Consider the following 23,153-nt stretch of genomic DNA (forward strand, 5'->3'; position numbering starts at 1 on the left):
CCACCTGGTTCTTTCCGTACGGTCAGGCCGGCTGGGTAGCGCTCGCCACGGTGCGGTGCTCATCCAGGACGAAGGCGGGGTCGACCTGGGCAGCCAGGTCGGCGCCCGTCTTCTCGTTGCCCCAGCTCTCCGCGTTCTTCAGGTGGAAGTGCACCATCTGCCGGGTGTAGCGCTCCCAGTCGCGCAGTTCGTACGAATCCTCCGCGGCATTCTGCAGAGCCTGCAGAGCCATCCGGTTGTCCGCCTCCAGCAGGTCGAACGGTGCGGGGCGGCCCTTCTCCATCGCTCGTACCCAGTTGGAATGGCCGACACCGACCAGCAGGTCTTCGCCGACCTCCGCCTTCAGGAAGTCGAGGTCGTCCTGGCCCTGCACCTTGTTGCCGACCACCTTCAGCGCGACGCCGAAGTCGCGCGCGTAATCCTTGTACTGCCGGTAGACGGAAACGCCTTTCCGGGTCGGCTCGGCGACGAGGAAGGTCATGTCGAAACGCGTGAACATCCCTGACGCGAAAGAGTCCGAACCAGCCGTCATGTCCACCACGACGTACTCGTCGGGGCCGTCGACCAGGTGGTTGAGGCAGAGTTCGACCGCCCCGACCTTCGAGTGGTAGCAGGCCACTCCGAGGTCGGACTCGGTGAACGGACCGGTGACCATCAGCCGGATGTCCCCGTCGTCGAGCGCGACTGTGCGGGCGCAGGCGTCGTAGACGGGATTGTCCTCGCGGACGCGCAGCAGCCGCGAGCCCTGCCCGGGCGGCGTTGTCTTGATCATGGTCGCCGAGGAGGTGATGCGCGGGTTGTTACCGCGCAGGTAGTCCTTGATGAGGGGGAGCTGGGACCCCATGGCGGGCAGCGTGGCTGCCTCGTCCTCGTTCAGGCCGAGGGCGGCTCCGAGATGCTGGTTGATGTCGGCGTCCACTGCGACGACATGGGCTTCATTGGCGGCGAGGTGACGGATGAAGAGCGAGGACAGCGTTGTCTTGCCGCTGCCGCCCTTACCCACGAAAGCGATCTTCATGTTCACCTACGGTAGCGGTTTGATTGCTCTTTGTGTCCAGGCTTCGTGAAGAAAGACACTTCGCGGTGGCGTAGGCGCAGGGGCGCGTAGCCTTGCTACTTATGAGTACGACTTCCTCGGACCCGCTTGCCGCCCTGGCCGCCCTGCCGGGCGTCACCGGCGCGGTGGACTCCGTTCGCAAGGCTGTGGACCGGGTCTACGGCCATCGAGTGATGCGGCGCCGCGGTAACGAGGTCACCGCGGAAGCGGCCCTGCGTGGCGCCCGGGGTTCAGCTGCCCTCTCGGGCGCCGACTGGAACCTCGAAGAGGTGCGCAGGCGTACGGATTTCAGTGGTGAGCCGGAGGCCCGAACCGTCGGTGCCGCTCTGCGGCTCACGGCGGAGGCGGGGCAGTTGCTCTCCATCTGGCGGCAGTCGCCTGTCCGGGTGCTCGCGCGTCTGCATCTCGTCGCAGCGGGCGGAGCCGTCCCCGACGACGGCGTCGGCCGGCCTCGGCTGTCGGGTGAGCCGGTGGAGGAGCCCGTGATCGAGGCACCTCTTCCCGACGCGGATGAGGTGTCCGGAAGGCTCGAAGGGCTGTCGCATCTGATCATCACCGGGAGTGCGGCGCCCGCACTGGTAACCGCTGCGGTCGTCCACGGTGAGCTTCTGGCGCTACGACCCTTCGGTTCCCATAACGGTCTGGTGGCCCGGACCGCCGAGCGGATCGTGTTGATCGGTAGCGGTCTTGATCCGAAAGCGATCTGTCCCCCCGAAGTCGGTCACGCCGAACAGGGGCGGGCATCGTACGTAGCGGCGTTCGACGGGTATCTCTCGGGGCGACCCGAGGGTATGGCCGCGTGGATCACCCACTGCGGACGATCTGTGGAACTGGGCGTCAGGGAATCCACGGCGGTGTGCGAAGCCCTGCAGCGGGGCGCGGCTTAGGGCCGACGTGACCCGCCACCGGCCGGAGCTGGGCGTCATGGCGGGGTAAGGGTTGCGGCGGTACCGGATTCGGTACCGCCGCTGGCACGTCCGCCGGGTTACCAGGCGTCCTCGAGATATGCCCATCAGGTCGGGTTCATTGCCCGTCACCTGGTGCGGCTGGCCCGTAATCGACGGGTCGACGTCGCGTGGGTGCTCAGCTTTCGTGCGCGGTCCGTGGGGCCGTTCGTGCGTGAATGGGTGATCCTCTCGGATGTCCCAGGTCTCGCGGGCCGGTAATCCCTTTTTACTCCAGGACCCGGTGCAGAGGAACCCCTGGGCAGATTTCTTTACTTTTGGTTTCAAATAGGGGTGAATCGTGCATTTGTAGGCATCCGCGAAGTCGTGCCGGAAGCTACGCTTCGGCTTCGACTGCACCCCGCCCGTCAGAATGCTGCCGCGGCGGCACGGCGACGGTTGGTGTACCAAACCAGCCCTGCCGTCAAGGCCGCGGCGCCTACCGCTGCGGCGGCTACGAGAGCCGGACGTGGCGGCATCGAGAACGCGGGCAGGCGTTGCTTCAGGCGGACAGGCCGGTCGAAGACGAGAACTGGCCATTCGCGGAGGGCTGCCTCCCGTCGCAGGGCCCGGTCCGGGTTGACGGCGTAGGGGTGGCCGACCGCGTCGAGCATCGGCACGTCCGTGGCCGAGTCGCTGTAGGCGTAGCAACGCGAGAGGTCGTAGCCCTCCGATTCGGCGAGAGCCCTGATCGCCTCCGCCTTTGTCGGCCCGTACGCGTAGTACTCGATCTCGCCGGTGAAGCAGCCGTCGTCGCCGACGACCATCCGGGTCGCGACGACCCGGTCCGCGCCGAGGAGTTCCCCGATGGGTTCGACTACTTCGGCCCCTGAGCTCGAAACGATGACGACATCGCGCCCGGCGGTGTGATGCTCCTCGATGAGGGTCGCTGCTTCGTCGTAGATGATCGGGTCGATCAGGTCATGCAGGGTCTCGGCCACCAGATCCTTGACCTGCTGGACGTTCCAACCCTTGCAGAGTGCCGAGAGGTACTCGCGCATCCGCTCCATCTGGTCGTGATCGGCGCCTCCGGCGAGGAACACGAACTGGATGTACGCGGTGCGCAGAACGGCGCGGCGGTTGATCAGCCCGCCCTGGTAGAAGGACTTGCTGAAGGTCAGCGTCGATGACTTCGCAATGACCGTCTTGTCCAGGTCGAAGAAGGCTGCGGTGCGCGGCGAGAAGCAGTTTTCCACAAAGGTGAGCATAGGGGCCCGCCATTCGGCGTAAACCGCGGCGGGTGGGTTTGCCTGAGAAGGCGCTCGGGTACACCATGGAAGTCACGGATCGTTCGCGACCGTGCTAACCCGGTCCGGCTCCTCCCCCCCCGAGTCGGCCGTGGGGACGACCCCCGCTCTCCCCCCCGGCGGGGGTCGTCGCATGTCCGGACCCGTTTCCGGCTTCACGATCCAAACTCCTCCCCTTGCCGCGTGCCCAGGTCGCCCCCCTGTGGAGCGGGTTGCTTTGATCATGCATGGTCACTCACTGTAGCGAAAGGGCTGCGCTCCGAAAGTCCCCTGTACGAGCGACCGAGTTATTCACAATGCCGCGGTTGTCCACAGTTTTCGAGCAAGATCCACACGTTTTCCCGAGGCGCTGCATGTTGTTTCCACCCGTGAAGACCGCGGGTTCCGGAATCGCGCATCTCGGAAGGCATCGAGCCGTCGCGAATCCGCAGTGAAGGGACCGGAGAAGGGGCCGGAGATCGTGGCTGGATCTATCACGGACGTGGCGCTGTCGAGCGTCGAAGGGGCGGTGGGTGGGCCCATGATCGTGACGGGGGACGTGGACCTCCTGGACGATCTGCTCCGGCTGTGTGCCGCTGCCGGAGCGGTGCCCGAGGTGCATCACGGCCCACCGGGCGAAAGAAGCGAGTGGGAGCGCGCCCCGATGGTCCTGGTGGGCGATGACGCGGCGGCGCGCTGCCGGGGCATGACCCGCAGGCGGGACGTCATGCTCGTCGGGCGCGATCAGGACGACCCCGAGGTGTGGCGGCGTGCGGTGGAGATCGGGGCCGAGTACGTATTGCGGCTTCCGGATTCTGAGGGCTGGCTGGTCGATCAGATCGCCAATGCAGCGGAGGGCGTGGGCCGGGCGGCGCTGACCGTAGGAGTGATGGGAGGCCGGGGCGGTTCCGGCGCGTCCACACTCGCCTGCGCACTGGCCGTCACGGCGGCCAGGTCCGGCCACCGGACCATGCTGATCGACGGAGACCCGCTGGGCGGTGGCATCGACGTGCTGCTGGGGGGAGAACAATCCAAAGGCTTACGGTGGCCGGATTTCGCACGGTCGAAGGGGAGGGTCGGCGGTGGCGCGCTGGAGGATTCCCTGCCCGCACTGCACGGTTTGCGCGTCCTCAGCTGGAGCCGGGACGACGGGGTGATCGTTCCACGTCAAGCCATGCGATCGGTTCTAGCAGCGGCCCGCCGACTCGGTGGAGTGGTGGTGGTGGACCTCCCGCGGCGGGTCGATGAAAGCGTGGCAGAAGCCATCGCGCAACTGGATGTCGGGCTCTTGGTGGTCCCCGGTGAACTGAGAGCGGTGGCGGCGGCCCAGCGCGTGGCATCCGCGGTGGGAACGATTTTGGAGGACCTGCGAGTCGTCGCCCGAGGCCCGTACGGGGCGGGGCTGGACGAACAGTGGGTGGCGCAGGCGCTTGGGCTGCCACTCGTGGGCGATATGCCGGTGGAGGCGGAGTTGTTCGCGGCCCAGGACGGCGGTATGCCGCCCGGCGGGGACTCCCGTGGAGCCCTGGCCCGCTTCTGTGCGGCGTTCTGGGAAGCCGCGGGTGCCTCGGGCGGAATCCCGGCCGGGGACTACCAGGGAGGCACGCCATGACCGAGGCGCTTCTCGACGCGGTTCGGCAGCGACTGGCCCGTAGTGGGGCGGAGCCCACCCCGGCAGGGGTGGCTGCCGCACTTCGGGAACAGGGCCGGCTTCTCGGGGACACAGAAGTACTGGGGGCGGCAGAGGAGTTGCGCGGCGAGCTGGTCGGTACAGGGGTCCTCGAGGGGCTCCTGGCAGACGCGGCGGTGACCGACGTACTGGTGTCCGCACCGGACAGGGTGTGGGTGGACCGAGGCGGCGGGCTCGAACTGACCCGCGTGACCTTTCGTGATGCGGCTGCGGTCCGGAGGCTGGCTCAAAGGCTCGCAGCGGTGGCCGGACGTCGCCTGGACGATGCCCGGCCGTGGGTGGACGCGCGGTTGCCGGACGGGACGCGGATGCACGCGGTCCTGCCACCGGTCGCGGTCGGCTCGACCTGTCTGTCTCTGCGGGTGGTGCGGCCCAAAGCCTTCACCTTGGCGGAGCTGGTGAGGGCGGGAACCATCCCGCCGGGTGGCGACCGGCTTCTGAAGGCATTGGTGGAGGCTCGGACGTCCTACCTGATCAGCGGCGGGACCGGCGCCGGCAAGACGACCTTGCTGTCGAGCCTGTTGGGGGCGGTCGGCGAGCGCGAACGCATCGTGCTCGCAGAGGACTCTGCGGAATTGCGTCCCGACCACCCGCACGTGGTGCGCCTGGAGTCACGGCCCGCCAATCAGGAGGGAGCGGGCCAGGTGACCCTCAGGGATCTCGTGCGGCAGGCGTTGCGCATGCGCCCTGACCGTCTTGTGGTGGGCGAGGTGCGAGGCGCCGAGGTGACGGAGCTGCTGGCGGCCCTGAACACCGGGCACGAGGGTGGATGCGGCACCGTGCACGCGAACGCGGCTGAGCACGTTCCAGCGCGTCTGGAGGCCCTCGGTACAGCTGCGGGCCTTGACCGGGCCGCACTGCACAGCCAACTGGCGGCAGCACTTTCCGTAGTGCTCCACCTCGTCAGGGATGGCGGGGGGCGGCGCCGGTTGGCCGAGGTGCACGTACTCGAGAGGGACCGGGCCGGCCTTGTGATCACCGTGCCCGCGCTCAGTTGGGGCCCGGGGGGGTTCATCCGGGAGCGCGGATGGCAGCGTCTCGGCGCGCTGACCGGGGAGCAGCCGTGATCGCGGTGGGCGAGGACCCGCTCATGAGCGGACTCGCGTGGGTGATGGCCGTATGCGCGGGGGTGGCGGGTGGCTTGGCCGTGACTCGCGATCCGGGCGTGCGGCGGGCGAGGGCTTTGTTCGCGAGGAAGCGAGCTGGTTGGCCGGACGCGAGGCTGGCGTGGGCCATGGTGCGCATGTTCGCCGATCGGCGGCGCGAATGGCTGTGCGCCCCTGTGGCGGCTCTGCTCGCTGTCGTGGGCGACTCGGTGCTGCCCTTGCTTGCCGGGGCCGTGGTGATTCCTCTGGTGCGGCGCTGGATGCGCCGCAGAGCCCGGCGGCGCGAGCGCGAGCGAGCCGCCGACGCGGTCACGGCGCTCTGCGGAGCAGTGGTGGGTGAGTTGCGGGCAGGGAGGGAGCCTGGACACGCGCTGCTGGCTGCCGGGCGGAATGCGGGTGCGCTGGGCGTCGCCGAGTCCGCGGTGCTGGCGGCTGCGCTGTTCGGCGGCGACGTGCCGAGCGCGCTACGACGGGCATCGGCCGGCCCCGGTCTTGACGGGCTTGTGGGAGTCGCGGCCTGCTGGCGAGTCGCGGTGGACGGGGGAGCCGGCCTTGCCGCCGGCCTGGCACGCCTGGAGAGTGCACTGCGGGCCGACCGACGCCGACGCGATGAACTGAGAGCTCAGCTGGCGGGAGCCTGGTCGACGGTGATGGTGCTGGCTCTGCTTCCGGTGGTCGGTCTTGGATTGGGGGCGGCCCTCGGCGCGGATCCACTGCACGTCCTGTTGCACACCCCCGGGGGCCTGGTCTGCCTGACGTCGGGTGGCCTGCTCGAGGCCGCTGGGCTGTTCTGGGCATCGCGAATCGTGACTGCGGGAGAGGCGACGTGAACGGCTTGCCTGAGGGCGGCGAGTTGCCCGGAGCTGCGGTGGCGGTGGGAGCGGCACTGGGGGCAGCGGCGTATCTGGCCCTCACGTTGGCTGAGGGCCGGCACGCGCGGGTGATACGCAGACGAGGGGCACTCCTGACCACGACCTCGTCGCCCCGCAACGGGCGAGGACGACTGAATCTACGGGGGGCGGGATGGGATCCGGCTCGGCGCTGGGTCGCACCTCTCGCGTCCTGGGCGACCGGGTGGGTTCTGGTCGGTGGCGCGACGGGCTGCGTGATCGGCGCGGCGGCCGCGTACGGCGTCTGGCGGTGGCAGCGTTTTTCGAAGCGCCGAGAAGCGAAGGGTGAGCAAGGCGAATTGGCTCGGATCGCCCGACAACTGCCCCTCGCTGCGGACCTTCTGGCGTCCTGCATCTCCGCCGGAGCCGGGCCCCGGGATGCCGCGGAAGCGGTGGGGGAATCCATGGGAGGACCGCTCGGCGACCGATTGGCCCGAACGGCGGCCGAGATCAGGCTCGGTGGCGACCCGATCGAGGCGTGGGGACGGTTCGGTGAGGTACCGGGTGCCGCACCCCTGGCGCGCTGCCTGGAGCGGGCGGGGACGACTGGGGCACCCGCCGCGGAGCCGGTAGCCCGACTTGCCGATGAGATGCGCGCGGAGCGGGCAAGTGCGGCCGTGGCGCGCGCCCAGCGAGCGGGTGTTCTGATCACCGCTCCCGTCGGCCTCTGCTTCCTGCCCGCCTTCCTGGCGGTCGGCGTCGCGCCTGTGGTCATCGGGCTCGCGACCGGTCTGTTGCACCGCAACTGAGCTGAAACGAGTGGGGCGCGGCCGGCCCTCCCTCCGCCCCCGCGATCGAGTCGGGTCTGTGACTGAAGCGACCGAGCCGGGTCTGCGATCGATCTCGAAACCTGCTCTCGCTCAAACCAAGGGAGGGCCGGGGTGTTCGGCGTAGTCGAAGTCGGAAAACGAAGCGCAACAACATCAGTGAAACGCAACAACATCATGGAGGTCGAGATGAGCAAGAACACCTTCGAGCGGGCGCTGAGTGCGGGCCGTCGCGCTTGGGAGACCACGGTGGGCAGGCGAACCCGGTCCGATGGCTCCGACCGGGGAATGACGACGTCCGAATACGCGGTAGGGACCATCGCCGCCTGCGCGTTCGCGGCTGTGCTCTACAAGGTGGTGACCAGCGGAGCCGTGCTGTCGGCGCTGCAGTCACTGATCAAGGACGCGCTCGATGCGAAGTTCTGAAGCGGGGAGGGTACGCACGATGCTCAGGTCGGCGGTGAGGAGGAACCAACGGCGTGGTGACCGCGGGGCGGTGACAGCGGAAGCCGCGATGGTGCTGCCCGTGTTGGTGGCGTTCGTCATGGCGCTTGTCTGGGCGCTGGTCGCCGCGTCGGACCAGATCCGGTGTGTGGATGCTGCACGAGCGGGTGCGAGGGCCGCGGCCAGATCCGAACCGGAGGCGGCTGTCCGGTTGGTGGCGAAGGAGACTGCACCGGCCAGGGCTCGGGTGGATGTGCGGCGGACCGGGGAGGTGTGGCGCGTCCGGGTGGAGGCGCCGACGCCGGGTCCTGGACCGCTGGGCCTGACGCTGAGCGCGGAGGCGGTCGCGCTGGCCGAGGACACGGTAGGGGTGGAGCCAAGGGGCACGGGAGGGTCGCAACCGTGAGGCGGACCGTCCATGGGCCACGGGCCGGGAGGAAGTGTGGCGGGTTTCGTGGTGGGGACGACGGGCTGGCGACGGTCTGGGCGGCCATCACGACGACGAGCCTCTGTGCGGTGTTCGCGGTGGTGCTGGTTCTCGGCCAGGCTGTGTCCGCCCGGCACCGGGCCGGCGGCGCGGCGGACCTGGCCGCGTTGGCCGCGGCCGACCGTGTGCTGCGCGGTTCGGCCGAGGCATGCGGTGCGGCGCGCGAGGTCGCCGGGGCTCAGGAAGCGGTGCTTGTGCGGTGCTCGGTCCAGGGCGAAATCGCCGACGTGACGGCCCGCGCGCATTTCGGCCCGTACAAGGCGGAGGTCAGGTCGCGAGCAGGACCTCCCGAGCCGGTAGCGCCCGCAGGACGCTCGTCTGTGTCGGTGTCGGCCGGCAAACCGGTCCGGGCTCGTGGACTCAACCCTCCGCAATCTCCGGCCCGGGGTCTTCCGTCCCCGTCGCCCGGCGGTCGATTCTCCGGTCAGGTCCCAGGTCCGCCTCGGGTGTTACTCGCGGGTCCGCCTCTGGGTCCGGCGGTGCGGTTCTGAGCAGCTCGTTCAGGAGGCGTACGGCGCCGCGCTTGTGCAGTGGCTCATTGCCGTTGCCGCATTTGGGCGACTGGATGCAGGACGGGCAACCCGCCTCGCACTCGCAGGACGCGATGGCCTGCACGGTCGCCGTCAGCCATGTGCGGGCCGTGTGGAAGGCGCGCTCGGCGAAGCCCGCGCCACCCGGATGGCCGTCGTAGACGAATACCGTGGGAAGGAGAGTGTCCGGGTGCAGGGGGACAGAGACGCCGCCGATGTCCCAGCGGTCGCAGGTGGCGAAGAGCGGCAGCATCCCGATCGAGGCGTGCTCGGCCGCGTGCAGGGCGCCTCCGAGGATTTCGGGATTGATCCTGGCGGCATCGAGCTGGTCCTCGGTGACCGTCCACCACACGGCACGGGTGCGCAGAGTCCGGGGCGGCAGGTCGAGTTTGGTCTCGCCCATGACCTCGCCGGTCATCAGCCGCCGGCGCAGGAAGGAGACGACCTGGTTCGTGACCTCCACCGAGCCGAAGCACAGCCGGCCGTCACCCCACGGGACCTCGGTGTCGGTCTCCAGGACGGCGATGGCGGTGGTGTCCCGCGCGTTGGTCGAGTACGGCGGGGCGGCTTCCTCCACCAAGGCGACCGCGTCCTCCAGATCGAGCTTCCGGACCAGGTACGTCCGGCCTTGATGGAGGTGGACGGCCCCCTCGTGAACGGCTGTGTGCGCGGCTGACTCATCCACCGTTCCCAGAAGCCGCCCAGTGCCCTCCTCCACGATCTGGACCGGCCGGCCGCCCCCGCCGCGGATGTCGGTGAGGTCTGCGGCGCGTTCGCGGCGGGTCCAGTGCCAGCCCGTCGTCCGCCTGCGCAGGAGCTTCGCAGCCTCCAGTTGGGGCAGCAGGTCGGGCACGGCGGGGCCGAAGAGTGCGATGTCGGCCTCCGTGAGCGGCAGCTCAGCGGCGGCGGCACACAGGTGCGGTGCGAGTACGTATGGGTTGTCCGGGTCGAGGACGGTCGATTCCACGGGCTGCTGGAACAGCGCCTCGGGGTGGTGGACGAGGAATGTGTCCAGCGGATCGTCCCGGGCGACGAGGACGGCCAGGGCCCCGTGCCCGGACCGTCCGGCGCGGCCGGCCTGCTGCCAGAGAGAGGCGCGCGTGCCGGGGTAGCCCGCGATCACGACGGCGTCCAGCCCCGAGACGTCGATGCCGAGCTCCAGAGCGGTCGTGGCGGCGAGCCCGAGCAGTTCGCCGGAGTGCAGGGCGCGCTCCAGAGCGCGACGCTCCTCGGGCAGGTAACCGCCCCGGTAGGCGGCGACGCGCGCGGGCAGAGAACGGTCCACCTCGGCCAGACGCTCCTTGGCGATGACGGAGATGAGCTCGGCGCCACGCCGCGAGCGTACGAAGGCGACGGATCGGACGCCCTGGATGGTCAGGTCGGTCAGGAGGTCGGCTGTTTCGGCCGTGGCGGTACGGCGTACGGGGGCGCCCTTCTCACCGTGCAGGTCGGTCAGCGGGGGTTCCCACAGGGCGAAGACCATCTCTCCGCGAGGGGAGGCGTCGTCCGCGACCTCCTTGACGGGCAGGCCCGTCAGGCGGCCCGCGGCGACCGCAGGCTGTGCCGCGGTGGCGGAGGCGAGGAGGAAGACCGGATCGGAGCCGTAGCGGGCGCACAGTCGGCGGAGGCGGCGCAGTACCTGGGCGACGTGGGACCCGAAAACGCCCCGGTAGGTGTGGCACTCGTCGATGACGACGAAGCGGAGGGCGCGAAGGAAGGAGGCCCACCGAGGGTGTGACGGGAGTATGCCGCGGTGCAGCATGTCGGGGTTCGTCAGGACGTAGTTGGCGTACTGACGTACCCATTCGCGTTCCTCGACCGGTGTGTCCCCGTCGTAGACGGCGGGGCGGACCGCTGTGCCGAGGGGAGCCGCGAGCGCTTTGACCGCGCGGCGCTGGTCGGCCGCGAGAGCCTTCGTGGGAGCGAGGTACAGGGCGGTCGTGCCGCGGCCGTTGGAGGCTTCGGAGCCGTCGACGAGGGCGCTCAGTACCGGCGCGAGGTAGGCGAGCGACTTCCCGGACGCGGTCCCGGTGGCGATCACGACGGACTCGCCGTCCAGGGCGTGCTCGGCCGCCGTGGCCTGGTGCGTCCACGGATGGTCGATTCCGGCCCTGCCGATCGCCGAGATCACTTCCGGCCGGATGCGATCCGGCCAGATGGCATGGGTTCCGGCACGTGGGGGCAAGTGCTCCGTATGAGTGATGCGCGTCGCCCGGCTCGCCCCTGCGGCGAGCCGGTCGAGAACCACCGACGGAGAGGGGCGCGAGCCCACGTTCTCGGGTGGTCGACTGGGGCGGTGATTCTTGGCCATCGGCATCGAGTGTGTCACTGGCATGACGGACAATGGTCCCAAGGCGTCGTGCATGGCTGCTGGTAAGTGATTGAATGCCATCGCGGCTGGCGATCCGTCCCCTGACCTCCGTCGGGGAGACCGAGGGGCGACCGCTCGATAGCAAGGTGCTGGAGGATCCGTGGACCTGTCCCTGTCGACTCGCAATGTGTCCGGCCCTGGTGGCGACCGTACGGTCGTCGAGGTCGGTGGCGAGATTGATGTGTATACCGCGCCCAAGCTGCGCGAGCAGTTGGTCGAGTTGGTGAATGACGGCAGCTACCACCTGGTTGTCGACATGGAAGGCGTCGACTTTCTCGACTCCACCGGACTCGGCGTGCTCGTGGGCGGCTTGAAGCGTGTCCGGGCCCATGAGGGCTCGCTGCGTCTGGTGTGCAACCAGGAACGCATTCTCAAGATCTTCCGGATCACAGGCCTGACCAAGGTGTTTCCCATTCACACCACGGTCGACGAGGCTGTCGCGGCGACCGACTAGAACGGTCGGCGCCGGCCGGCCCCACCGGGTCGGTCGGCACGCGGTGACAGACCGGCAGGCGGCAGCGTTCGGGCCGCCGTGAGCAGGTGGTCGGCCATGTGGTCGGCTGCCCGCTTCGTCGGTTCCCGGAGAGAATGAGAGCAGGGGTACCGGGCGTCAGGCCCGGGCCCCTGAGAAGCACGCCCGTACGTTCGAGGGGGATGGCATGCCAACCGTTGAACTCCGCTTCAGCGCTCAGCCCGAACACGTCAGGACGGCTCGCCTTGTTGCGGCCGCCGTGGCACGTAGGGCAGGCGTCGACGAGGCGGTGCTCGACGAGGTCAGACTGGCCGTCGGTGAGGCGTGCAGTCGCGCTGTCGGCCTCCACCGAAGTCATGACATCACTGCTCCGGTGACGGTCATCCTGACGGAGGAGGAGAAAGCGTTCTCCATCGAGGTCGGCGACGGGCTGCCCAGCTCGGGCGGTGCAGCCACGGCCCCAGGTGCTTCCAGTGGTGGCGGCCCCGATGATCCGGAGGTCGACGCCGACAGCGAGGACGAGATGGGCCTTGCCGTCATCAGCGGGCTGGTCGACGACATGGAGGTCCTCTCGGGCGAGGACGGCGGCGTGATCCGCATGACATGGCCGACCACTCCCGCCACAGTTCTTCCCTGAGCCTCCGTTTTCTCAGCCGAACGGCCTCTGACCGAAGCCGGGGCCCGACCTCGGGGTCTTGCCTTCCAGTGCTTTCTTCGCCCGCGCTGGTAGCGAAGCCGGGGCAGCATTTTGGTTCCCTTGGCTCCTCTTGGCCGAAAGCCGGGTAGACCTGAGCAGCGCCCGGGCCGCCTCCTCCGGAGCCTCCCGTGCCCCTGCCCCGTACACGCCTCGGCCGGGAGCCCCGTCTGCGCGATGTCGCGGCATCGAGCCACGAGACGTCCGTCGCCCGGAGTGCTCACCTGCATCGGAGCGTGGGCTGTCTCTGGGCTCCGTATCGCGAGACCTCGTACCGCGAGACCGTGGATTGCGTCCGGCGTGTTGCGGTCCATCCACCTTGCGCGGCCACGCGCGGTCACCCCACAGGGGCTGCCGTTCCCGATCGCGCGGCCACTCGGTTGGTGCGGCCATCCCGATCGCGTGGCCACCCCCGTCGGCGCAAACACCCAGCTGCCTGGACCGTCCGCTCCTTGAGTCCAGCCCGCCGCTGTGCGGTGATCCGAGGACCGCGTGGCCTCGGCTTGTGCGACGCGCACCTCCCCGATGCTGCAGACGCGATGCCTGCGGCGTACTCCCGTGCCACTGCGGTACGGCTCTCCGCCGTGCGGCGGACTGGAGCCTCCCACGCAGCCGTCTGCCCGGGATCAGGACGTTGCACATGGTCCGGTCGGGTCCGGGCGGGAGGATATGGGGATGAGTTTTCGGTTGGCGGCGTATGCCGTGTGCATCGAGGACGGGCGGGTGCTGCTCGCCCGTCACGTGTCACCGGTGGGCGAAAGCACCTGGACTCTTCCGGGCGGCCGGGTCGAGCACGGCGAAGATCCGTTCGATGCGGTGATCCGGGAGGTCGCCGAGGAGACAGGCTTCAGCGCGGCGGCGGATCGGCTGCTGGGCGTGGACTCCCGGGTCATCCCAGCGGCCGAAGCGCGTGCGGGGGTCGAGCATCAGAATGTCGGCGTCTTCTACCGCGTTCACATCACCGGTGGCCGGCTTCGACCTGAGCCGAACGGCGAGATCGCCGAGTCGGTATGGACGAAGATCGCCGACGTCACCGCTCTGCGCCGGTCGTCGCTGGTCGACACCGGCCTCTCCCTGGCCGAGGCTCTTCCGGCAACCGGCCACGTCGATCCTGTCCCGGTCGGTGGCCTGATCCGGCACTAGGCATGGCTCGCGCCTGCCTGGCCTGACTCGCCTCGGCGACGCTCGAGAAAGGCCCGTCCCGTCCGCCCGTCCCGCCCGGCCTGCGGCATTAATCCACGGAACCGGAGCCACGAGACCGGCGAGACGGACCGGAGTCACGGAACCGGAGCCACGAGACCGAAGCCGCGAGACCGGCGAGACGGACCGGAGCCACGGAACCGGAGCCACGAGACCGAAGCCGCGAGACCGGCGAGACGGACCGGAGCCACGGAACCGGAGCCACGGAACAGCCGTTGGCCGGAGACCATGAATCAACCCCCCTGAACAGGGAAACTCTCCGCTTTTCTTGATCGGTGATCTCCGGAAATTTGCAGCCGTCACGCCCTCGTCCCATTACTGCGTTCGAGTTCTTTCCGGGAGGAGATCATTTGTCATTGGGTGGACGAAAGTCGATTTCATTGACCACCCACTGTTTTGATCAGCCTCAGCTCCCTACAATCCGTCCACGTCTTGAGCGCTGAGCGTCAAGGAGGACGTATGGCGGAGTTCTTCAACACCCCAATGGCAGAACTGACGCACGTTTCCGTACCTTCCAGCCGGCCCACCTCACTCGCCGCAGCGGTGCTGACCCAGGACAACCGGCTGATCGTCGTGGTCATCGCGGTGGTGGCACTCGCCGCGCTGGTCGTCGCCCAGCTGCTCGTACGCCAGGTCCTGGCAGCCGGTGAGGGCACCGAACGCATGAAAGAGATCGCGGCAGCCGTCCAGGAGGGCGCCAACGCCTATCTGGCCCGGCAACTGCGAACGGTCGGTGTCTTCGCCGTCGTCGTGTTCTTCCTGCTCATGCTGCTCCCGGCCGACAACTGGTCGCAGCGTGTGGGGCGCTCACTGTTCTTCCTGGTGGGTGCGCTCTTTTCGGCGGCCACCGGATACATCGGCATGCGACTCGCCGTCCGCAGCAATGTGCGCGTGGCCGCCGCCGCGCGTGAGGCGACTCCCGCCGAAGGAGAACCGGAGAAAGATCTGACCACCGTTTCGCACAAGGCGATGAAGATCGCTTTCCGTACGGGTGGCGTGGTCGGAATGATCACGGTGGGTCTCGGTCTGCTGGGCGCCTCCTGCGTGGTCCTCGTGTACGCCGCCGACGCGCCCAAGGTGCTGGAAGGGTTCGGCCTCGGTGCCGCGCTGATCGCTATGTTCATGAGGGTCGGGGGCGGAATCTTCACCAAGGCAGCCGATGTCGGTGCCGACCTCGTGGGCAAGGTGGAGCAGGGCATCCCCGAGGACGATCCGCGCAACGCCGCCACCATCGCCGACAACGTGGGCGACAACGTCGGGGACTGTGCCGGCATGGCGGCCGACCTCTTCGAGTCGTACGCCGTCACGCTCGTCGCCGCGCTCATCCTGGGCAAGGCGGCCTTCGGGGACGCGGGGCTCGCCTTTCCGCTGATCGTTCCGGCGATCGGTGTGGTCACCGCGATGGTCGGGATCTTCGCTGTGGCCCCCAGGCGGGCGGACCGCAGTGGGATGAGTGCCATCAACCGCGGGTTCTTCGTCTCCGCCGTGATCTCCCTGGTCCTGGTGGCCGTGGCGGCCTTCGTCTACCTGCCGTCCTCGTACTCCGGCCTCGCCGGGGTCACCGACACCGCCATCACCTCGCACGGCGGTGACCCGCGAGTCTTCGCCCTCGTCGCCGTGACCATCGGGATCGTGCTCGCCGCCCTGATCCAGCAGCTGACCGGCTACTTCACCGAGACCAGTCGGCGCCCTGTCCGGGACATCGGGAAATCCTCGCTGACCGGTCCGGCGACCGTCATTCTGGCCGGCATCTCCATCGGCCTGGAGTCCGCCGTCTACACCGCGCTCCTGATCGGTCTCGGGGTCTACGGGGCGTTCCTGCTCGGAGGCACGTCGATCATGCTGGCGCTCTTCGCGGTGGCCCTGGCCGGTACCGGTCTGCTCACCACCGTGGGCGTCATCGTCGCGATGGACACCTTCGGCCCGGTCTCGGACAACGCCCAGGGCATCGCCGAGATGTCGGGAGACGTCACGGGCGCGGGTGCCCAGGTACTGACCGACCTCGACGCCGTGGGCAACACGACCAAGGCGATCACCAAGGGCATCGCCATCGCCACGGCCGTCCTGGCGGCTGCGGCGCTCTTCGGCTCCTACCGGGACGCCATCGCGACGGCGGTCGACGACGTGGGTGCCCGGGCCGGTGAACTCGGGCTGAGTCTGGACATCTCGCAGCCGAACAACCTGGTCGGCCTGATCCTGGGTGCCGCAGTCGTCTTCCTCTTCTCCGGCCTGGCCATCAACGCGGTCTCCCGCTCTGCCGGAGCCGTGGTCTACGAGGTGCGGCGGCAGTTCCGTGAGCACCCGGGAATCATGAATTTCACGGAGAAGCCGGAGTACGGCCGGGTGGTCGACATCTGCACCAAGGACGCGCTGCGTGAGCTGGCCACGCCCGGTCTCCTCGCCGTTCTGGCTCCCATCGCGGTGGGGTTCACGCTGGGCGTGGGCGCTCTCGGCTCGTACCTCGCGGGGGCGATCGCCACGGGCACGCTCATGGCCGTCTTCCTCGCCAACTCCGGTGGGGCCTGGGACAACGCGAAGAAGCTCGTGGAGGACGGTCACCACGGCGGCAAGGGCAGTGAGGCCCACGCGGCGACGGTCATCGGGGACACGGTCGGCGACCCGTTCAAGGACACGGCCGGCCCGGCCATCAATCCGCTTCTCAAGGTGATGAACCTCGTCGCACTGCTCATCGCCCCTGCGGTGGTGCAGTTCAGTTACGGCGATGACGCGAGCCCCTGGATCCGGGCTCTCGTGGCCGTCATTGCGATCGCCGTGATCGTCGGCGCGGTCTACGTCTCCAAGCGGCGGGGCATCACGGTGGGAGACGACGATGCTTCCGGCGGGAACGGCGGGAACGGCGGGAACGGCGGGGAGGGTCCGGTCAAGTCCACCGATCCTGCCGCCGTTTCATGAGATTCGGGCCTCCCTCCAGGGGAAATCCCTGAGTGTCACCAACTCAGGGGTACGGCGGACGACATGAACTGACGTGTCGTCCGCCGTCCTCGTATGCGGTGGTTGCCGTTACCTCTGGAGCGGATACGGGCGCATGTCCGACTCGGCGGGTGAGTTGTGTTTCCCTCATTTCCCTTGGTGCAAATGGCTGCAAAAGAATGCATATCGGACGCCGGGCGCCTGAATGTCGCCCACTTGGCGTGTAAGTTCCGGGGCCGAGAGCCTTGGAAGGGATCCAAACCGGTGAACAAGAAGCTTGCAGCCGCACTGTCCGGCAGTGCGGTACTCGTACTGGCACTGTCGGGTTGCAGCGACGACAGCGACAACAAGGTGAACGACTGGGCGAAGAAGGTCTGCGACCAGGTCCAGCCGCAGCTCCAGAAGATCGCCAACGCCAATGCGGCGATCCAGCAGCAGACGGCCGACAACAGCAAGCCCGTCGATGTCCAGAAGACGGACTCGGCCGCCTTCCAGCAGATCTCGCAGGCGTACAAGGCACTGGGTTCAGCAGTTGAGTCGGCGGGTGCGCCGCCCGTGGACGGCGGCGAGACCACGCAGAAGGAGGCCGTGAAGGAACTCAACGCCTCCTCCGTGGCCTACGCGAACCTGAAGACGAAGGTCGACGCGCTCGACACGAAGGACCAGGCGAAGTTCGCCGACGGTCTGAAGGGCATCGCCGACGAGCTGAACAAGATCAGCACCAACGGCGACCAGGCGCTGAACAAGCTGCAGTCCGGCGAGGTCGGGTCCGCGATGGCGAAGCAGAAGGGATGCCAGAAGCCGACGGCCTCCGCGCCGCCCGCTGCGGCGCCGTCCGCTCCCGCTCCCGCGTCGAAGCCCGCGTCGCCCTCGGCTTCGGCGACCGCGAAGGCCTGACCGCCGCGAGGCCTGACCGCGAAGGACTGACAGGGGCGTCTCTTCGGCGGCCGCCGGCGACATCCGGGGCAGGAACGGCCGCCCTGGCCCCGCCCGGCGCATGAGCCGGGAACAGCCCGTGCACCGGCCCGGTGGCCATTCGTGGCCACCGGGCCGCTGCCTTTGTCGGCGGGAGCGGACACAATGGGTGGGTGAGTACGACCTGCCTTCCCGCATCCGACCGCGCTCCCCGGCTCCGCGAAGCCCTGATCGCCGCCGCGTTCACCGCCGACGGCCTCCTCGAACAGCTCGGCGCGCCCGCGTACGCCGCGCTGGCACGCAGTGAGACCGTCCCCGCGCTCCGGGCCACCCGTGAGGATTCGCCTCTCGACACGCTGGTGCGGCTGTTCCTCCTGCAGCGCCCCGTCCCGGTCGCAGCGGCCGCTGCCGCCCTGCCCCTCGACGAGTGCGTCGAGGACGGCTGGGTGGTCCGCGAGGGCGACCTGGTCAGGGCGACGGTCGACGTTCGCCCCTACGGCGGGCCCGAGGCCCAGGACTGGTTCATCGTCTCCGACCTGGGCTGCGCGGTCGGCGGTGCCGGGGGCATCGGCTCGCGCGAGGAAGGCGTCGTCCTGGGCGTCGGCGGGGCGTCCACCACGCTGGCCGGTATCACCGTCCGCAGGCCCGTGGCCTCCGCCCTCGACCTCGGTACGGGCTCCGGCATCCAGGCGCTGCACGCCGCCCAGCACGCCACCCGGGTCACCGCCACGGACGTCAACCCGCGCGCGCTGGACTTCACCCGTCTGACGCTCGCCCTGTCGGGCGCCGCCCCGGCCGATTTGCTGGAGGGCTCCCTCTTCGAACCGGTGGGCACGGAGACGTACGACCTGATCGTATCCAACCCGCCGTTCGTCATCTCGCCCGGCGCCCGGCTGACGTACCGCGACGGAGGCATGGGCGGCGACGACCTGTGCAGCACCCTCGTGCGGCAGGCCGGGGACCGGCTGAACGAGGGCGGTTACGCGCAGTTCCTCGCCAACTGGCAGCACGTGGACGGCGAGGAGTGGCAGGACCGGGTCCGCTCCTGGGTGCCGGCGGGCTGTGATGCCTGGATCGTGCAGCGCGACGTTCAGGACGTCACGCAGTACGCCGAACTGTGGCTGCGCGACAGCGGCGATCACCGCACCGACCCCGTCGTGTACGCCCAGCGCTACGAGTCCTGGCTGGACGAGTTCGAGGCGCGCGGCACCAGGGCCGTGGGCTTCGGCTGGATCACGCTCCGAAAGTCGGCGTCGGCGGCTGCCGGACATCCTTCCGTCGTGGCCGAGGAGTGGCCGCACGCGGTGGAGCAGCCCCTCGGACCGGCCGTCGAGGCGCACTTCGCGCGGCAGGACTATCTCCGTGAGCACGACGACGCGGCTTTGCTCGCCGCGCACTTCACGCTGTCCGAGGAGGTCGTCCAGGAGCAGGTCGGGATGCCGGGCGCCGAGGACCCGGAGCATGTGGTGCTGCGTCAGAACCGAGGGATGCGGCGGGCGACCAAGGTTGACGCGGTGGGCGCCGGATTCGCCGGGGTCTGCGACGGCTCGCTTCCTGCCGGCCGGATCCTCGACGCCATCGCCCAGTTGATGGCTGAGGACCCGGTCCTGCTGCGTGACCGCACTCCGCAGGCGATCCGGCTCCTGGTCGAGGAGGGCTTCCTCGAACCGGTGCGTGACGGCGCTCCGCTGCGCTGATCCGGCCGCCGTCCGGCCTGCTTGCCGGGGGGTGACCGCCGGGTTCCGCTTCAGCATGCCCGTATCCCCGTATCCCCGTACGCCTGCCGGTGTGGACGAAGCGATGCCCCCGTTTGCGTCCAGGCCGTTCCCCGGCGCGCTGCGCGGCGTTCATCCGGGGTTCGTGCCGGTGACGCCCCGGGGTGGCAGCCTCCCCTCTGCCGGGACACGCCCGTGGGCCTCGTCCGTGCGCCGGCAGCCGAGGGGACGAACGTGAGGGGTACGGACATGGAGAGCACGGCCGCGTTCTTCGCCGGTACGGCCTTCGCCCTGTTCGGCGCCGCCCTCCTCGTCTGGACGGGGGCGCGCACGGTCCAGCGCGCGCCGGTGGCGCTCGGTGTGAGCCCCGTCGCCTCCACCGCACTCGCCACGCTCTTCGGCGTACTCTTCCTCGTCCTCGGCGTGTGGTGCTTCACCCGCATCTGATCCACTTCGCCGACCGGTCCGGCCACCCGCCGGGAACCCCCTGGGCGCACTCCACGGCAGTGGCCCGAAAGCCGCAGGCGACAGCATCGCGAAGAGCGGACCGGGCGGTCCGGGCGGCAGGAATGGCGGAAGTCGGGTTACCGTTCGAGTGGCCGTTGCGGGCTTTTGCCGTTTGACACGGGGGCGGGTTGTACCGTCACACTCCGCAGCGACAGCACCGCTGGCAGCGCAGAGCGCTGCTCGGATGCCCACGAGTGCCGACCGGAGAGAAGAGCGAAGTTGTCCCCGACCAGCGAGACCGCAGGCCGCCGACTCGTCATTGTCGAGTCGCCTGCCAAGGCGAAGACGATCAAGGGCTACCTCGGCCCCGGATACGTCGTCGAGGCGAGCGTCGGGCACATCCGCGACCTGCCGAACGGCGCCGCCGAGGTGCCGGACGAGTACACCGGTGAGGTCCGCCGCCTGGGTGTGGACGTCGAGAACGACTTCCAGCCGATCTACGTCGTCAACGCCGACAAGAAGGCCCAGGTGAGGAAGCTCAAGCAGCTCCTCGCCGAATCCGACGAACTCTTCCTCGCCACCGATGAGGACCGCGAGGGCGAAGCCATCGCGTGGCACCTGCAGGAAGTCCTCAGGCCCAAGGTCCCGGTCCACCGGATGGTCTTCCACGAGATCACCAAGGACGCCATCCGGGCGGCCGTCGCCAATCCGCGCGAGCTCAACCAGCGGATGGTCGACGCGCAGGAGACCCGCCGTATCCTCGACCGCCTCTACGGCTACGAGGTCTCGCCGGTCCTGTGGAAGAAGGTCATGCCGCGGCTGTCGGCAGGCCGTGTGCAGTCCGTGGCCACCCGCCTCGTCGTCGAGCGGGAGCGCGAGCGCATCGCCTTCCGTTCCGCCGAGTACTGGGACCTGACGGGCACCTTCGCCACCGGGCGAACCGGTGACACCTCCGATCCCTCGACGCTCATCGCCCGCCTCAGCGCGGTCGACGGACGCCGTATCGCCCAGGGCCGCGACTTCGGCCCCGACGGGCAGCTCAAGCAGGGCTCCGCCCAGACCCTGCACCTGGACGAGACGAACGCCCGCGCGCTGGCCACGGCGCTCGCCGACTCCACGTTCGCGGTCCGCTCGGTCGAGTCGAAGCCGTACCGTCGCTCGCCGTACGCGCCCTTCCGCACCACGACCCTCCAGCAGGAGGCGAGCCGGAAGCTGGGCTTCGGGGCCAAGGCCACGATGCAGGTGGCGCAGAAGCTGTACGAGAACGGCTTCATCACCTACATGCGTACGGACTCCACGACCCTCTCGGACACCGCGATCTCTGCGGCCCGGGCGCAGGTCACGCAGCTGTACGGGGCGAACTACCTCCCGGACAAGCCGCGCACGTACGCCGGGAAGGTCAAGAACGCGCAGGAGGCGCACGAGGCGATCCGCCCCTCGGGCGACCGCTTCCGCACGCCGGCGGAGACGGGTCTCACGGGTGACCAGTTCCGGCTGTACGAGCTGATCTGGAAGCGCACCGTCGCCTCCCAGATGAAGGACGCGGTCGGCAACTCCGTCACCGTCAAGATCGCGGGCCGGGCGAGCGACGGCCGTGAGGCGGAGTTCTCCGCCTCCGGCAAGACCATCACCTTCCACGGCTTCATGAAGGCGTACGTCGAAGGCGCGGACGACCCGAACGCCGAGCTGGACGACCGCGAGCGCCGTCTGCCACAGGTCGCCGAGGGCGACGCCCTGACGGCGGACGAGGTCTCGGTCGACGGGCACGCCACCAAGCCGCCGGCCCGCTACACCGAGGCGTCGCTGGTCAAGGAGCTCGAAGAGCGCGAGATCGGCCGCCCGTCGACGTACGCCTCGATCATCGGGACGATCCTGGACCGCGGCTACGTGTTCAAGAAGGGCACGGCCCTGGTGCCGTCGTTCCTCTCGTTCGCCGTGGTCAACCTGCTGGAGAAGCACTTCGGCCGGCTCGTCGACTACGACTTCACCGCCCGCATGGAGGACGACCTCGACCGCATCGCGCGGGGCGAGGCCCAGTCCGTGCCGTGGCTGCGGCGCTTCTACTTCGGCGCCGGTGACGACACGACGGCCGGTGCCGGTGCGGCGTCCGACGCGGGCAACGGCGACGGGGACCACCTCGGAGGCCTCAAGGAACTGGTGACCGACCTCGGCGCGATCGACGCCAGGGAGATCTCCTCGTTCCCCGTCGGCAACGACATCAAGCTCCGTGTCGGCCGCTACGGGCCGTACATCGAGCGTGGCGAGAAGGACTCCGAGGGCCATCAGCGCGCGGACGTGCCCGAGGAACTGGCGCCCGACGAGCTGTCCGTGGAGCTCGCGGAGGAGCTGCTGGCCAAGCCGAGCGGCGATTTCGAGCTCGGTGCGGACCCGGTCAGCGGCAACCAGATCATCGCGAAGGACGGCCGTTACGGCCCGTACGTCACCGAGGTGCTGCCCGAGGGGACCCCGAAGACCGGGAAGAACGCGGTGAAGCCGCGTACCGCCTCGCTCTTCAAGACGATGTCCCTCGACACGGTGACGCTGGCCGACGCGCTCAAGCTGATGTCCCTGCCCCGCGTCGTCGGCGAGGACGCCGAGGGTGTCGAGATCACCGCGCAGAACGGCCGCTACGGCCCGTATCTGAAGAAGGGCACGGACTCGCGCTCGCTGACGTCCGAGGACCAGCTCTTCGACATCACCCTCGACGAGGCGCTCGCGATCTACGCCCAGCCGAAGCAGCGCGGGCGGGCCGCCGCCAAGCCGCCGCTGAAGGAACTGGGCACGGACCCGGTGAGCGGTGCTCCGGTCGTCGTGAAGGACGGCCGCTTCGGCGCGTACGTCACGGACGGCGAGACGAACGCGACGCTGCGGACCGACGACAGCGTCGAGGACATCACGCCGGAACGCGGCTACGAACTGCTGGCCGAGAAGCGGGCCAAGGGGCCGGCGAAGAAGAAGACGGCGAAAAAGGCCCCGGCCAAGAAGGCGACCGCCAAGAAGGCCACCACGGCCAAGAAGGCCACGGCCAAGAAGACGACCGCCACGAAGGCGACAGCGGCGAAGAAGACGACCACGGCCAAGAAGGCACCCGCGAAGCGGGCGACCGCCACGGCGCGGAAGGCGGCTCCTGCCTCGCAGGACGAGAGCTGACCTCTCGGCCACGGGCCGTGCACGAACGCCGGAGGAGCTGGACGACCAGCTCCTCCGGCGTTCGTGCGTGCGGTGATCGGCATTCCCGCGGGCATATGTTCGGACCGGGCCCCCGGT

General features: G+C 69.2%; 18 protein-coding genes and 1 pseudogene. 16 read left to right on the forward strand and 3 right to left on the reverse strand.

Annotated elements, in window-relative coordinates; translation table 11 throughout:
- Positions 1–22: 22 nt before the first annotated feature.
- Positions 23–1,024 (reverse strand): ATP-binding protein, encoded by a 1,002-nt coding sequence (locus OG206_RS17890; RefSeq protein WP_327117225.1) that lies wholly within the window; start codon positions 1,022–1,024, stop codon positions 23–25.
- A 95-nt stretch (positions 1,025–1,119) separates the two neighbouring features.
- Here OG206_RS17890 and OG206_RS17895 point away from each other — a divergent pair, with 95 nt between their 5' ends.
- Positions 1,120–1,944: an oxidoreductase gene (locus OG206_RS17895; protein WP_327117227.1), complete on the forward strand. Its 825-nt coding sequence runs from the start codon at positions 1,120–1,122 to the stop codon at positions 1,942–1,944.
- Positions 1,945–2,369: 425 nt separating this feature from the next.
- Here OG206_RS17895 and OG206_RS17900 read toward each other — a convergent pair whose 3' ends face one another.
- Positions 2,370–3,209 carry an HAD family hydrolase gene (locus tag OG206_RS17900; RefSeq protein WP_327117229.1) on the reverse strand — a complete coding sequence of 280 codons (840 nt, stop codon included), beginning with the start codon at positions 3,207–3,209 and terminating at the stop codon, positions 2,370–2,372.
- Between the two features lie 499 nt (positions 3,210–3,708).
- On the opposite strand from OG206_RS17900, the gene ssd reads away from it, so the two are divergent.
- The 7 genes and pseudogenes from ssd to OG206_RS17935 all read left to right on the forward strand — a co-directional run.
- Positions 3,709–4,839 carry a septum site-determining protein Ssd gene (gene ssd, locus OG206_RS17905; protein ID WP_442805858.1) on the forward strand — a complete coding sequence of 377 codons (1,131 nt, stop codon included), beginning with the start codon at positions 3,709–3,711 and terminating at the stop codon, positions 4,837–4,839.
- Positions 4,836–5,984: a TadA family conjugal transfer-associated ATPase gene (locus tag OG206_RS17910; RefSeq protein ID WP_327117231.1), complete on the forward strand. Its 1,149-nt coding sequence runs from the start codon at positions 4,836–4,838 to the stop codon at positions 5,982–5,984. The genes ssd and OG206_RS17910 overlap by 4 nt, the downstream gene beginning before the upstream one ends.
- Before the next feature lie 23 nt (positions 5,985–6,007).
- Positions 6,008–6,853, forward strand: coding sequence for a type II secretion system F family protein (locus OG206_RS17915; RefSeq protein ID WP_327122312.1), 846 nt, complete (start codon positions 6,008–6,010; stop codon positions 6,851–6,853).
- Entirely contained in the window at positions 6,850–7,662 is an 813-nt protein-coding gene (locus OG206_RS17920) for a type II secretion system F family protein (protein ID WP_442805859.1), read from the forward strand. The genes OG206_RS17915 and OG206_RS17920 overlap by 4 nt, the downstream gene beginning before the upstream one ends.
- A 207-nt stretch (positions 7,663–7,869) precedes the next feature.
- The gene (locus OG206_RS17925) at positions 7,870–8,106 is read left to right on the forward strand and encodes a DUF4244 domain-containing protein (RefSeq protein ID WP_327117233.1); all 237 of its coding nucleotides are present in this window, start codon (positions 7,870–7,872) and stop codon (positions 8,104–8,106) included.
- A gap of 19 nt (positions 8,107–8,125) precedes the next feature.
- Complete coding sequence (locus OG206_RS17930; protein ID WP_327122314.1) at positions 8,126–8,530, forward strand: TadE family type IV pilus minor pilin; 405 nt, start codon at positions 8,126–8,128, stop codon at positions 8,528–8,530.
- A pseudogene (locus OG206_RS17935) lies at positions 8,527–8,886 on the forward strand (Rv3654c family TadE-like protein); the annotation flags it as partial. The gene OG206_RS17930 and the pseudogene OG206_RS17935, both read left to right, overlap by 4 nt.
- A gap of 85 nt (positions 8,887–8,971) precedes the next feature.
- Here the strand turns inward: OG206_RS17935 and OG206_RS17940 are convergent.
- Positions 8,972–11,533 carry a DEAD/DEAH box helicase gene (locus OG206_RS17940; RefSeq protein ID WP_327117234.1) on the reverse strand — a complete coding sequence of 854 codons (2,562 nt, stop codon included), beginning with the start codon at positions 11,531–11,533 and terminating at the stop codon, positions 8,972–8,974.
- A 79-nt stretch (positions 11,534–11,612) separates the two neighbouring features.
- On the opposite strand from OG206_RS17940, the gene OG206_RS17945 reads away from it, so the two are divergent.
- The 8 genes from OG206_RS17945 to topA all read left to right on the forward strand — a co-directional run bounded on the left by OG206_RS17945 (position 11,613) and on the right by topA (position 23,036).
- Entirely contained in the window at positions 11,613–11,966 is a 354-nt protein-coding gene (locus OG206_RS17945) for an STAS domain-containing protein (RefSeq protein WP_003967428.1), read from the forward strand.
- A gap of 205 nt (positions 11,967–12,171) precedes the next feature.
- A complete protein-coding gene (locus OG206_RS17950; RefSeq protein ID WP_327117236.1) occupies positions 12,172–12,621 on the forward strand; it encodes an ATP-binding protein in 450 nt (149 codons plus the stop codon).
- Between the two features lie 732 nt (positions 12,622–13,353).
- Positions 13,354–13,821, forward strand: a complete 468-nt coding sequence (locus OG206_RS17955; protein WP_327117238.1) for an NUDIX hydrolase — start codon at positions 13,354–13,356, stop codon at positions 13,819–13,821.
- Between the two features lie 516 nt (positions 13,822–14,337).
- Entirely contained in the window at positions 14,338–16,791 is a 2,454-nt protein-coding gene (locus tag OG206_RS17960; RefSeq protein ID WP_327117239.1) for a sodium-translocating pyrophosphatase, read from the forward strand.
- 282 nt (positions 16,792–17,073) lie between these two features.
- On the forward strand, positions 17,074–17,706 hold the full coding sequence (locus tag OG206_RS17965; RefSeq protein ID WP_327117241.1) for a small secreted protein: 633 nt from the start codon (positions 17,074–17,076) through the stop codon (positions 17,704–17,706).
- A gap of 191 nt (positions 17,707–17,897) precedes the next feature.
- Entirely contained in the window at positions 17,898–19,421 is a 1,524-nt protein-coding gene (locus OG206_RS17970; RefSeq protein ID WP_327117243.1) for a DUF7059 domain-containing protein, read from the forward strand.
- Between the two features lie 267 nt (positions 19,422–19,688).
- A complete protein-coding gene (locus OG206_RS17975; protein ID WP_327117244.1) occupies positions 19,689–19,886 on the forward strand; it encodes a hypothetical protein in 198 nt (65 codons plus the stop codon).
- A gap of 279 nt (positions 19,887–20,165) precedes the next feature.
- Complete coding sequence (gene topA / locus OG206_RS17980; protein WP_327117246.1) at positions 20,166–23,036, forward strand: type I DNA topoisomerase; 2,871 nt, start codon at positions 20,166–20,168, stop codon at positions 23,034–23,036.
- The last annotated feature ends 117 nt before the right edge of the window (positions 23,037–23,153 follow it).

Origin of the sequence: Streptomyces sp. NBC_01341, from assembly GCF_035946055.1 — a bacterium.
Lineage (GTDB): Bacteria > Actinomycetota > Actinomycetes > Streptomycetales > Streptomycetaceae > Streptomyces.